General features: G+C 67.4%; 13 protein-coding genes. 3 read left to right on the plus strand and 10 right to left on the minus strand.

Annotated elements, in window-relative coordinates:
- On the plus strand, positions 1-480 hold a 480-nt coding region (locus AC5Y5B_RS17350), incomplete at its 5' end, for an HNH endonuclease signature motif containing protein (RefSeq protein ID WP_500006006.1).
- On the opposite strand, the gene AC5Y5B_RS17355 is transcribed toward AC5Y5B_RS17350, so the two are convergent.
- Positions 404-2,200 carry a 3-ketosteroid-delta-1-dehydrogenase gene (locus tag AC5Y5B_RS17355; RefSeq protein ID WP_240631748.1) on the minus strand — a complete coding sequence of 599 codons (1,797 nt, stop codon included), beginning with the start codon at positions 2,198-2,200 and terminating at the stop codon, positions 404-406. The two genes, AC5Y5B_RS17350 and AC5Y5B_RS17355, sit on opposite strands and share 77 nt — an antisense overlap.
- Positions 2,201-2,301: 101 nt before the next feature.
- Between AC5Y5B_RS17355 and AC5Y5B_RS17360 the strand changes: the two genes are divergently transcribed.
- The gene (locus AC5Y5B_RS17360) at positions 2,302-3,423 is read left to right on the plus strand and encodes a 3-ketosteroid-9-alpha-monooxygenase, oxygenase component (RefSeq protein ID WP_112633280.1); all 1,122 of its coding nucleotides are present in this window, start codon (positions 2,302-2,304) and stop codon (positions 3,421-3,423) included.
- Entirely contained in the window at positions 3,423-3,725 is a 303-nt protein-coding gene (locus AC5Y5B_RS17365) for a ferredoxin (protein ID WP_112633281.1), read from the plus strand. Before AC5Y5B_RS17360 ends, AC5Y5B_RS17365 begins: the two co-directional genes overlap by 1 nt.
- Positions 3,726-3,751: 26 nt before the next feature.
- Here the strand turns inward: AC5Y5B_RS17365 and AC5Y5B_RS17370 are convergent, their stop codons facing one another.
- The 9 genes from AC5Y5B_RS17370 to AC5Y5B_RS17410 form a co-directional block, all read right to left on the minus strand.
- Positions 3,752-4,195, minus strand: coding sequence for a nuclear transport factor 2 family protein (locus AC5Y5B_RS17370; protein WP_240631749.1), 444 nt, complete (start codon positions 4,193-4,195; stop codon positions 3,752-3,754).
- Between the two features lies 1 nt (position 4,196).
- Positions 4,197-4,979, minus strand: coding sequence for an SDR family NAD(P)-dependent oxidoreductase (locus tag AC5Y5B_RS17375; protein WP_112633282.1), 783 nt, complete (start codon positions 4,977-4,979; stop codon positions 4,197-4,199).
- 17 nt (positions 4,980-4,996) lie between these two features.
- Positions 4,997-6,073, minus strand: coding sequence for a hypothetical protein (locus AC5Y5B_RS17380; RefSeq protein ID WP_112633283.1), 1,077 nt, complete (start codon positions 6,071-6,073; stop codon positions 4,997-4,999).
- A 45-nt stretch (positions 6,074-6,118) separates the two neighbouring features.
- Positions 6,119-7,102: an alpha/beta hydrolase gene (locus AC5Y5B_RS17385; RefSeq protein WP_112633284.1), complete on the minus strand. Its 984-nt coding sequence runs from the start codon at positions 7,100-7,102 to the stop codon at positions 6,119-6,121.
- 12 nt (positions 7,103-7,114) lie between these two features.
- On the minus strand, positions 7,115-7,987 hold the full coding sequence (locus tag AC5Y5B_RS17390; RefSeq protein ID WP_112633285.1) for an SDR family NAD(P)-dependent oxidoreductase: 873 nt from the start codon (positions 7,985-7,987) through the stop codon (positions 7,115-7,117).
- Positions 7,987-8,478: a nuclear transport factor 2 family protein gene (locus AC5Y5B_RS17395; RefSeq protein WP_500006007.1), complete on the minus strand. Its 492-nt coding sequence runs from the start codon at positions 8,476-8,478 to the stop codon at positions 7,987-7,989. The genes AC5Y5B_RS17390 and AC5Y5B_RS17395 overlap by 1 nt, the downstream gene beginning before the upstream one ends.
- Before the next feature lie 71 nt (positions 8,479-8,549).
- A complete protein-coding gene (locus AC5Y5B_RS17400) occupies positions 8,550-9,575 on the minus strand; it encodes an acyl-CoA dehydrogenase family protein (protein WP_112633287.1) in 1,026 nt (341 codons plus the stop codon).
- A complete protein-coding gene (locus AC5Y5B_RS17405) occupies positions 9,572-10,711 on the minus strand; it encodes an acyl-CoA dehydrogenase family protein (protein ID WP_112633288.1) in 1,140 nt (379 codons plus the stop codon). The genes AC5Y5B_RS17400 and AC5Y5B_RS17405 overlap by 4 nt, the downstream gene beginning before the upstream one ends.
- A gap of 76 nt (positions 10,712-10,787) precedes the next feature.
- Positions 10,788-12,386, minus strand: a complete 1,599-nt coding sequence (locus tag AC5Y5B_RS17410) for an acyl-CoA synthetase (protein WP_205869107.1) — start codon at positions 12,384-12,386, stop codon at positions 10,788-10,790.
- Between the last annotated feature and the right edge of the window lie 12 nt (positions 12,387-12,398).

The raw sequence follows: 12,398 nt of genomic DNA on the forward strand, positions 1-12,398 counted from the left end.
GCCGCCGCCGGGCGCGGCCTGACCGGCGGGGGCACCATCTTGCCGATGAGCGACGTGATCCGCCTGGCCCGCCACGCCCATCACTACCTGGCGATCTTCGACAAGGGCAAGGCGCTGGCGCTCTATCACACCAAACGCCTGGCCTCACCCGGGCAGCGAATAGTCTTGTACGCCAAGGACCGCGGCTGCTCACACCCGGGCTGCACCGTGCCCGGTTACTATTGCGAAGTCCACCACGTCACCGACTACGCCGCGTGCCACACCACCGACGGTAACGACCTCACCTTCGCCTGCGGCCCGCATCACCGACTGCTCAAACCCGGCGGCTGGACCACCCGCAAAACCGCCCGCGGCGACACCGAATGGAGACCGCCGCCCGAACTCGACCGGGGCCAGCCGCGCCTCAATAGCTTTCATCATCCCGAGAAACTGCTCCGCGATGGAGACGACGACGAGGGGGCGGGCCCGGGGGAGGAGTGACCCCCGCGCTCGCGACGGCCGGGTCCCGCGCCGCCTCCTTGGCCGCGATGTAGCCGTACACCAACCCCTGCGCAATCGTCGCGCCCGCACCCGGATACGTCGCGCCGAACGCGTTGGCGGCGGTGTTGCCGATCGCGTACAACCCCGCGATCGCCCCGCCGTCCTCGCGCAACACCCGCGCCCGCTCGTCGGTCCGCAGCCCACCGCAGGTGCCCAGATCGGACAGCACCATTTTCACCGCGTAAAACGGGCCGTTGACCAGCGGACGCAGGTTCGGGTTCGGCTTGTTGGTCGGGTCCCCGTAGTAGCGATCGTAGGCGCTGCGTCCGCGGCCGAAGTCGGGATCCTCACCGGCGGAAGCGTTTTGGTTGAATCGGGTCATGGTCGCGAAGAACTCCGACACGTCAACGCCGATCCGGGCAGCCAGGTCGGTGAGGTTGTCCGCGCGCGCCGCGATGCCGGCGTCATACCACCCCTGCGGGATGCGCATCCGCGGAAAGAGTTCGGCGCCAAAGACGTAACTGTTGCGATACTGCTGATCGAAGACGATCCACATCGCCTCCACCGGACTACCCGAGCGCTCCAGCTCCAGCAATCGCTGCCCGAACGACATGTAGTCCGTCGCTTCGTTGGCGAACCGGCGCCCATGCTGATCCACGATCAGGCACCCCGGCAGCGAGCGCTCGGCCAGCATCACCACCGGCGCCTTGCCCGGCAACGGCGCGACGGCCGGAAACCACCACGCCTGATCCATCAGATCGATGCCGGCCCCGATTTCCTGTCCCGCGCGGATCCCGTCGCCGGTGTTGGCGGTCGTGCCGAGGCTGAGGTGGGCGCCCAACGATTCGGATTGGAACTTCCAGCGCATGTCCATGCTGTGGTCGAAACCGCCGGTGGCAAGCACCACGCCGCGCCGCGCGGTGATGGTCACCTCGTGGCCGTCGTGCTCGACGACGGCGCCGGTTACGCGGTCGCCATCGCGGGCGAGGCGCGCCAGTGCGGTGCCCGTCCACACCGGGATGCCGGCGCGCAGCACCCCGGTGAACAGCCCGGCCATCAAGCCTTGTCCGCCCGCGGCGTAACGCCGGCCCACCATCCGGCCGCCCACGCCCTGCGCCAGCCGCTTGCCGTAGGTCGGAATTCCCTTGCGTGGCATGCGGGTCACCAGGTTCATCCAGCGATAGTCGGCGCCCGTCGTGGGCATCGGAACGGTGACTTCCATCAGGCCGGGCTCCAAGCGGGTGCGGTACTCGCCGAGCAGCGAGGTGTCGAAGGGGCGGCATTCGCAGGTGCGGCCCGCGGCGCTGCCGCCCGGTTCCTCGGGGTGGTAATCGGAGTAATCGCGGGCCCAAAACAGCCGCAGCGGTGTCGTGCGGCGCAGCATGTCGACCGTCGCGGCCACGTGTGCCACGAACGCGGCGGACCGCTGCGCGGGCGCCGAGCCCGCGACCACCGCGTCTAGGTAGGCACCGGCGCGCTCCGCGGTGTCGCCCGCGTTCGCCTCCGTCAGCACCGGGCTGGCCGGCAGCCACAGCGCGCCGCCGGACCGGGCGGTCGATCCGCCCACGTACGACGATTTCTCCACGATCAACACCGACAGCCCCAACTCGTGCGCCGCCAGCGCCGCGGCCATGCCGGTACCGGAGCCGACGACGAGCAGGTCAACGCATGCGTCGGCCACGGGAAGTCCGGCGGGAATCGTCGCGCTGTGCGTCCTCACGTCGGCAACGGTAGGCCGTGACGTCGCCGGGCAGGAATAGCCGTCCTGATCAGTGGAACAAGGGGTCCCGCGAACGGGCCGCAGCGAGTTTAATCAGGCGTATGACGTCGCACATCGAGGCCGACGAGGTTCGTCTGATAGAAGCGCAGGCCGCGCCGACGCGGTTCGCCCGCGGCTGGCACTGCCTGGGCCTGCTCAGGGATTTCGGGGACGGCAAGCCCCACGCGATCAACGCCTTCGGGCAGAAACTCGTCGTCTTCCGGGGCGGTGACGGCAACATCAATGTGCTCGACAGCTATTGCCGCCACATGGGGGGTGACCTGTCCCAGGGGGAGGTCAAGGGCGACGAGATCGCCTGTCCGTTCCACGACTGGCGGTGGGGCGGCGACGGGCGGTGCAAGCAGGTGCCCTACAGCCGGCGCACCCCCAAACTGGCCCGCACCCAAGCCTGGACCACGCTGGAGCAGGACGGCATGTTGTTCGTCTGGAATGACCCCGAGCGCAAACCGCCGCCATCGGAGGTGACGATCCCGCGCATCGAGGGAGCCACCAGCGACCAGTGGACCGACTGGCACTGGTACACCACGGTGGTGGGGAGCAATTGCCGCGAAATCATCGACAACGTCGTCGATATGGCGCATTTCTTCTACATTCACGGCTCGCTGCCGACGTACTTCAAGAACATCTTCGAGGGCCACGTGGCCACGCAATACATGAACGGTGGAAGCCGACCCGACATGGGTGGCACCGGATCGCAGATGTTGGGGACGACGTCGGTGGCGTCCTACTATGGCCCCTCGTTCATGATTGACGACCTGACGTATCACTACGAGCATGGCGACGCCAAGACCATCCTCATCAATTGCCACTATCCGATCGACTCGAATTCCTTTGTGCTGCAATACGGCATCATCGTGAAGAAATCGGATACGCTGCCCGACGATCAGGCCATGCAGACCGCGATCACCCTTGGCGACTACGTCAAACTCGGCTTCGAGCAGGACGTCGAGATCTGGCGACACAAGGCCCGCATCGACAACCCACTGCTGGTCGAGGAGGACGGCCCGGTCTACCAGCTGCGCCGCTGGTATCAGCAGTTCTATGTCGACGCCGCCGACGTGCAGGCGGATATGGTGGACCGCTTCGAATTCGAGCTCGACACTACCCGCCCCTACGAGGCGTGGATGAAAGAGGTCGAGGCCAACATGGCGGCTCAGGCCTGATGTCTTTGAAATCGTCCCTGCGCGAGGACAATCGGCTCGACGAGATGCCGATGGTGCCGGTGACGTGCCGCAACTGTGGTGCGCGGGTGCTGGCACGCAAGAGCAGCTGGAACCAGACCAGCGTGCAGTGGAACGCCGAGGCAACGGCCCAATGCGCTGAACGTGCCGAGGCGCAACAGATTTCGGTGCCCGGCAGTCGCGGCGTGTTCGTGGCATGCTCGGCGCTGAGCGAGTCGATAGTCGACGCGGTGCGACACGGCGCCCTGGCGATGGTCGACGACGGCGTTCCGATCGGGACTTGAAAGTCTCAGGCGCACAGCGGAACCGGTCAGTCGCCGAATATCTCCATTGGTCCGACGTGAGCGCGGTTGATCTTGACCCGCTCCGTCAAGCACCATGATCCATCGGGTCGGCGCCGCCAGGTGTCGTGGTAGTCGCCGATGGTGTAGAACCGCTTCGTCGGGTCAGCCGTCGAGTTCAAGTGCACATCGCGGATATACGCGCGACTGACTGCGCTGTCTCCCGTGACGTCGACGATGACGTTGCCCAAGAGGTGCTGGGTGGGACCGCATCTGTCGAGGTACTGGCGAATCAGTTCGATGATCGCCGTGCGTCCCTGCAGCCGGCCCGTCCCGAGGTCCCCTTGCGCATCCTCGGCAAGGATTTCGGCCGTCGCCGCCCAATCGCGGTCGTCCATGGCCCGGGCGAACCGGATCAGCGCGCGTTGCACGTCACGCTCGTCGCAGAGAGCCTGCAATCGATCAGCAACCATGTCAGGCGTGCGCGCCGCCGTCGATACGGATCTCGGTGCCGGTGATGAATGCGCCGTCGTCGGAAGCGACCATGGCGATCACCGCGGCGACCGAACTCGGGTCGCCCAGGATCTCGTTCTCTGTCCCGTGCAGCAGCGGTGTCTGCTTGGCCCACAGCCCGAGGTCATATCCCTGTGGCATCTTGTCCAGCGTACTCATCGCGAGCGCGGTCGCGACCCCGCCCGGCTGAATGTTGACCGCCCGCAACCCTTGTTTGGAGTACTCGAGGGCCAACGAGTGCGTGAACGACAACACTCCACCCTTGCTGGCCGCGTAGGCCGCCATGTACGGGTGTGCGAATGACGCTGCGGTGGAGGTGAAGTTCACCACCACGCCCCGCCCGGATTCCAGTAGCGCCGGCAGCGCCTGGCGGGTCATCAGGAAGGTGCCCGTCAGATTGACCGCGATGGTGGCGTTCCAGTCGGCCAATGTGTGTTCGTGGGTGTTGGCGCAACGCTGGATGGCGGCCGCGTTGACGAGCGCGTCGAGCCCGCCGAGTCCGATCACCGCTGTGTCGACCGCGGCGGTGACGGCGTCCTCGTCGGAGATGTCCAGGACGGCGGTGCTCAGACGTGTGCCGGTGCCCGCGTCGTCGGCGGCGGCCGCCGTGCGCGCCAAGCCGTCGGGGGCGATGTCGTAGGCGACGACGGTGGCCCCCTCGTCGAGCAGTCGGGCGACGGTGGCTTGTCCGATGCCGGAGCCGGCTCCGGTGACGATGACCCGCCGATCGGCGAAACGAACCATCGGTGCAGACCTTTCCGTCACGTCAGCTGGAACGCGCTGATTGGGGCCTCCTCCGGGTAGGTGGCCGGGCCGCCCAGGTCGTAGGCGGCGTTCAGCGCGCCGATGAACGCGGGATCGTGCAGGGGTTCGCTCGGGATGTCGAGGTTGATGCCCTTGCCCTTGAGGTCGTCGACCATGATGTCGATGGCCTTGTCGACGGTCAGGTCTTCGGAGCCGTCCATGTTCTTCTTGAGTTCGTCGTAGTCGGAGAAGACCTCGGCCGACCAGTGCACCAGAAATCGGAGTTCGTCGGTGTGGTGACGGGCGATCACGTCGTCACCGTTTTTCAGCAGCCAATGCTCGCGGCTTGCAGGGTCTCCGGCGAACACGGTGTCGAACGCCAGGCCGGCCGGAATCTGTTGGTCCAGTGGGCCATTCGCCTCGCCGCGATGCACCATCATCTCGTTCTGCACCACCACGCCGCGGTTGTTGATCGGGGGCAGGATGCGTTGCGGCGCCCTGAGCGGCCCCTGCGGCCAGTAGGTGAAGCCGCTGCCGGCGTCAAGCGAGAACCAGGTGATGACCTGCGCCATTTTGATCAGGTAATCGCGGAACAGCCCGGATTTGCCCATGACGCTGGTAAGCCACGTCGGGGCATTTTCGTGCCGCACACCGCGAAAGCTCGGCGAATCCAGGTGGCCGGGGTCGCGATTCGCGCACGGGCCGTTGATGTTGAACAGCATCAACTCTGGCTTGGCGTACTCGGCGTTCCAGTAGCTCTTGGCCATGTCGAGGAAACGCTCGTTGTAGAAGCAGTCGTGCAGTTGTGGGTAGAGCACCGCGCCGTAGTTGGCGAGGTAGCCGCGGAAGGTCGGGGTCAGGAACAAATCCAGCGACGGGGTGAACCCGTCGGGAAACATGCCGCTCATCGTCGCCATCAATTCGTCGGCGGACGCGAAATGTTGGGCGATGATCAGCTTCCACGGCCCCTGGGTGCGCACGACGTCGAGAAGCCGCTCGCGCTGGTCGTCGGTGTAGACGTGGTCGATTTCGCGGGGCGGGGCGGCCGGCCGCAGCACGTCGGAAAGCTCCATCCGGCGCTCGTCGGTGAGCATCAGCGGTCTCCTTTGCGGTTCAAGGTTGGTTGATTGTGCGCAGCGTCACCGCGATACGGTCGACCGCTGTCCGGTGATCGGGACGTCAAACCGAAGCGGGTGCGCGAACTTGGCGCGCAGCAGCGCCCCGACCTCCGCGATGGCCAGCCGGCCCCGCGCGGTGGCATCGGATCGCATCAGAAAGCCGTGGTACATCCCGGGATAGCGGGTGACGGTGGTCTGCACGTCGGCGTCTCGTAGCCGGTCGGCGTAGCGCTCACCCCAATCCCGGATCGGGTCGCAACCCCCGGTGACCACGATCGCGGGCGGTAGGCCCGAGAGATCGGCCGCATACGCCGGGATCTGATACGGATCCGTGGGTGGTCCGGCGTCGCCATCAACCAGCGTGTGCATGTAGTCGATATCGTCGTGGGCGAGCAGCGGTGCATCGGGCATCGCAGCGACCGAGGCAACGGACATGTCGCGGTCCAGTCCGGGATACAGCAGCACCTGCGCAAAGATGGCCGGTCCGTGGCGATCCCGCGCGGCCAGTGCGACCGCCGCCGCCAGCGAGCCGCCCGCGCTGTCGCCGACGACAGCGAGCCGATCAGCGTCGACGCCCAATTCACCCGCGTTGCGCGACACCCACTCGGTGGCCGCATAGGCATCGTCGAACTGGGCGGGGGGCGGTGCCTCGGGGGCCAGCCGGTAGTCGACGGCCACGACGGTCGCCGCGGCCGCGGCGGCGAGCTCACGCGCCAAGGGTTCGAATGAGCGGTTGGAGCCCATGACCAGTCCGCCACCGTGCAGGTAGATCAACACCGGGCTACCGGATTCCTGTGTCGGACAATAGATCCTGAGCGGGATGTCATCCGGCGCGCCGGGGATGAGAACCTCGGTGACGCGGGCCATCTCGGGCATTGCCTCGGGCGGCGGCGCGGATTCGAGCCCGGCGCGTACCGCGGCCAGGCCCCGTTGCCGCATCGGAGCGATCTCGCCGAACGAGGCGACCCGCGCGGCCGCGTCGGGATCCATTGCATACGGGGTCATGTCGTCGTCACGTCACTGCGGCGCGGACTCGAACCGCGTCTCGGCCCGTAGTTGTGGAGGCTGTTGCGCGGCTAGGACATTCGCGCGCTCGGCCATCGCCGCACCGACGCTGTCCGGGTGGGTGTGCAGGTAGAAGCGGCCCGCGGCGGACTGGCCGAAGATCATTTCGGCGGCTTCCAACGGATCCATGGCCGCCGCCTTGATGCCGAGCATGGTCGAACGTTGGGCTTCGGCGGCGGCCGCGTCGCCGGCCTCGCCCGGTTCGACGCCGCCCGCGGACTCGAAGATGTTCGAGCGCACAGGTCCGGGCAGCACTGCCTGGACGTGGATGTGATGGTGGTGCCCGGTGGCCCGCACCTCGAGGTGCAGGCACTCGGTCAGCGACAGCACCGCGTGCTTGCTCACGATGTAGGGCGCCTGCAAGGGGATCGCCACCACTGCGCCCACTGACGCGATGTTCCACACCCAGGCCTGCTCGTCGGTGGCCACCATTTTCGGCAGAAAGGCACGCACACCGTAGAACACGCCGCTGACGTTGATGTCGATGATGCGCTGCCAGTTGGCCACCGGCGTGTCCCACAGGTAGCCGAACTGCTCGATGCCAGCGTTGTTGACCAGCAGGCGCACCGGTCCGACGTCGCGGTAGGCGCGGTCGGCGAGGTCGCGGAGGGCATCGGGATCGCGCACGTCGCAGACGACGTCGTGTGCCACGCCACCGGCCGCGGACAACTCGTCGCGCAGCGCCGCGACGGCCGCTTCGTCGACGTCGGCCAATACCACCGTCATCCCCAGCCGGCTGGCGTACCGGGCCAGCCCGGCACCGATGCCGGACCCGGCGCCGGTGATGACCGCGACCCCGCCGCCGAACGCTTGTCGAGCGTCCATCACGATGCGCCGGCGCCGCTTTCGGCGTGCAGCTGCGAGAGCAGGACCGAATTGGTGGCGTCGAGGACAACGTCCATCTCGGTGAACTCCAGGCCATTGGCGCCGCGCTTGACGCCGACGTTGACCGTCCCACTGGACACCGCGAACGGCACGAAGTTCGCGATCTGGTTGACGAAGATGTAGAACCGCGCGCGGGTGGCCCCGTCATCGGAGCCGTCGGAGCCGGTGCGGTGGACGTTGGTGGCGTGGTGCCGCAGCGGGTAGGGGCTTTGCTCGCGGTGCTCGGACAGCCATTCCATCACCGCGTCGCGGCCCTGGAGCTCCGGTGACATCAGCTCTTCGAAAGGGCTTGCGCCGGAATCGCTTCGGGTCAGGTAGCGCACATCTTCGGCGTAACTGGCGGCCAGCTCGTCGTAGTGGGCCTCGTCGTAGTGGTACCAGAAGGATGCGATGAATTCCTGCAATTCCGGCAGCGTGATGTCCTCGCTCATCCCGCCAGTCAACTCCGGGTGTGGCACGGTAACAGCGCGGATGCCCGGTCAGTGGAACACGGGTCTGGGACTCAGCCGGTGATCAGGTCCCACAGGGCTCCGGCGCTCGCGTGCATCGCCGCGTCGGTGACCCGCTCGTCCCAATACCGCACCGAGCCGAACTCCGAGCGCCACGCCAGCGCCGCGCGGGTGAACTCGTGCAATCGGTGCTCACGGGTGGTGCCGATCGCGCCGTGCACTTGATGGGCGTTGCGCACCACCACCGAGGCCGCATGGCCGGCGCACGAACGCGCCACCGCCACAAGGAACTCCAAGTTGAGCGCCGACCATTGACTGACGATCCCGGCGTGCAGTGCGGCCTCGGTCGCCGCCCGGGCGAGCGCGGCCTCGGCGGCGATATCGGAGATCAAGTTCTGTACGGCCTGGAAGCTGGACAGCGGGCGGCCGAACTGAATCCGCGCGGCCGCGTGGTCGATGCACAGCGCCAGGATCCGATCCAGGGCGGCGGTCACTTGGATAGATCGCACCAGGGCGGCTTTCAGCCGTAGCTGGGTGAGCCGGGCCGCGGTGACCGGAACCCCGTGCAGACCAGCCAGATCGGCGGACACCGTGTCGCGCGGCTCGCCGATCAGGTTGCTGCCCGGCGTGATGGTGAGCTGCTCGGTGGCGACGTCGGCGACCCGGTGCCCGCCCTCGGCTCGCCACACGACCGCGATCCGATCGGCGGAAGCGGCCCAGGGCGCGGCGGTCGCGCCGCCCCGCTTGTCGAGCACGCACACGGTCCGAACCGCGTCGTCGACGGGAAGCCCCGTCGCGTCCAGCAGCCAGCAGGCCAATAAGTCGTGCTCGGCCAACGGGATTCGGACGCCGTGGCTGGCGGCCGCGCTCACGAGTTCGGCGGCTTCGTACCAGGTCGCGCCACTGCCGCCGTGCTGTTCCGGACCGGTCAAGCGCACCAGCCCGAGCTCGTCGAGGTGCCGCCACAGGGCGGGGTCGCGCTCGATCGTCGCCGCGGGCGGGTGGGTTTCGCGGTAATCGGAGAAAACCGCGTCCATCATTTCGACGAGGGCGCCGTCAACGGAGGGCCCGGTGCTCATCGCATGCCCAACCCGCGCGCGAGCACGCCACGCAGGACTTCGTTGGTGCCGCCGCGCAGCGTGAAGCCGGGCCGCTGATCCACGGCCGCATTCATCAGGTCGGAGAAGGCCGAGTCCGGCGAGTCCTGCTGGTCGGAGAATTCCGCGATGTCGCCTTCGGTGGTGGTGCCCAGCACCTTGACGACCGCGGCCGGGAGGTCTGCGGGTTCGTGCCGTTCCAGCGCGCCGGCCACCGCGGCGGACATCTGATGTAAGCCGGCGATGCGCGCGACCAGGCGGCCCAGCGTGGGGTCGCGGGGGATGGTGTTCGCCGCCATGCGATCGGCGCACGCCGCCAACAGCACGAACGTGGACAGGAACCGCTCGGGTCCGCTGCGTTCGAACGCGAGCTCGGAAGTCACCTGCTGCCAGCCGTTGCCGATATCGCCGAAGACCATGGCGTCGGTGACGAATGCCGAATCCAGGATCACCTCGTTGAAGTGGTGGGCGCCGTTCATCGACACGATCGGACGGATCTCGATGCCGGGGCCGCGCAGGTCGACGATGAACTGGCTCAGTCCCGCGTGCCGGTTCGCCGGGTCCACCGGCGCGGTGCGGGCCAGGGCGATGAACGCGTGCGCGAGGTGGGCGCCCGACGTCCACACCTTGGTGCCGGTCAGTGACCAGCCGCCGTCGGCGCGGGTCGCGCGGGTGCGCACGCTGGCCAGATCGGAGCCCGAGTCCGGCTCGCTCATCCCGATGCCGAAGAAGCATTCCCCGCGCACGATTCGCGGCAGGAATTCCGACTTCTGGTGTTCCGTACCGTATTTGAGGAGCGAGGGCACGATCTGGCGATCGGCGATCCAGTGCGCCGCCACGGGTGCCCCGGCGGCCAGGAGTTCCTCGGTGACGACGAACCGTTCCAGGAACGAGCGCCCGTGGCCACCATATTCGGCCGGCACCGTCATGCCCAGCCAACCGCGGGCCGCGAGGGCGGCGGTGAAGTTTTCGTCCCAGCCCGTCAGCCAGGCGTCGACCGACGGGGTGAACGCGCCGGCGGCCAACTGGTCGGCAAGGAAGTCGCGCACCTCGTTGCGCAACTCATCGGTCGCCGCGGCGTCGGCGCTGACGGGTGGCACCAAACGGTGGAGTGCCATCAGCGCGTCCCCGGGGTGGCGGTATCCAGACGTGAGCTCATGCCGGCAACTCTAGTGAGCACTGCTTGGTTCGAGATCAACTGAAGGCGTGCTGTTCGAGACTGAAGCGCTCCCGCAGTAGGCGCTTGAGCAGTTTTCCGCTGGGGTTCTTCGGCAGGGCGTCCACGAAGAAGACGCGTTTGGGGGTCTTGAATCCGGCCAGGTGCTCGCGGCAGTGAGCGAGTAGGTCGTCCTCGGTGAGAACGGCGCCGTCGCGCGGGACGACGGCGGCCACCACCGCCTCCACCCACACCGGATGGGGCAGGCCGAACACCGCGACTTCTTCAACACCGTTGTGGCGGTAGATGATCTCCTCTACCTCCCGGCCGGCCACGTTCTCGCCACCGGTCTTGATCATGTCCTTCTTGCGGTCGACGACGTGCAGCAGTCCGTGTTCGTCGTAGTAACCCAGGTCCCCGGAGTGAAACCAGCCGCCCTTGAAGGCCTCGGCGGTGCGTTCCGGGTCGTCGAGGTAGCCCAGCGCCAAATGCGGGCTGCGGTGGGCGATCTCGCCGACCACGCCGGCGGCGACGGGGACGTCGTCGTCATCGAGGATGGTGGTTTCCACATTGAGCACCGGCCTGCCGGCCGAACCGGCGTGCGCGTCCTGCTCGTCGGGTCCGAGGGCGGAGGCCAGCGGCGCCATCTCGGTCTGTCCGTAGAAGTTCCACAGCCGCAGGTGGGGCAGCCGCTCGCGGATCTCGTGCAGGATTTCCACCGGCATTGCCGAGGCGCCGTAATAGCCCTTGCGCAGGCTGGACAAATCCACCTGATCGAACACCGGTGAGCGCAGTAGCGAGATCCACACCGTCGGGGGAGCGAAATAGTTGGTGACGCGGTAGCGCTCGATCGTGCGCAGGACCGCCTCGGGCTCGGGCCGCGGCAGGATGATGCTCGTGGCGCCGAGGTAGAGGTCGGTGGCCAGGAAGTTGTCCAGCTGCGCGCAGTGATACAGCGGCAGCGAATGGATCTCGACGTCGTCGTGCGACATCTCGCCGGCGACGATCGTGCTGACGTACTGCCACATCAGGCTACGGCTGGTGTGGATGGCGGCCTTGGGACGGGATTCGGTTCCGCTGGTGTACATCAGCCGCACCGGCTGGTCGTCGTCGATGTGCGGGTTCGGGGCCGGTGAGTCGGTGGTCAGCCATCCGGCGAAATCGGCCCACCCGGGTACGCCCTGGTGTCCCCTCGGCACCAGGGCGACTTTGGTCCTGACCACACCGCCGCGCCGCATCGCTTCGTCGGCCCTCGCGGTCAAATCCGCCTCGACCACCACGCCGCCGACCCGACTGTGGCCGAGGATGTAAGCGATCTCCTCGGCGGTCAGCATGAAGTTGATCGGCACCAAGACCACTCCGGCGCGCGCCGTCGCGAAGGCCAGCACGGCGTACTGCCAGCAGTTGCGTGATAAGAGTCCTAATCGGCCGCCGGGACCAAAACCGCTGTCGTGCAACGCTGCCGCGGCCCGGTCTACCAGACTGTCGAATTCGGCAAATGTCAGCGTGACACCGTCGTCGATGATCGCGATCTTGTCCGGATGCCGGCGGGCCGATCGCCGGGGAATGTCGCCGAGCCCGTGGCGACGCGCCCGTTCGATCATGACGTCGAGGTCATCGGACTGCATGTCGGTCACGGTAAGCGCCAA

Source organism: Mycobacterium sp. NGS33, from assembly GCF_059812885.1.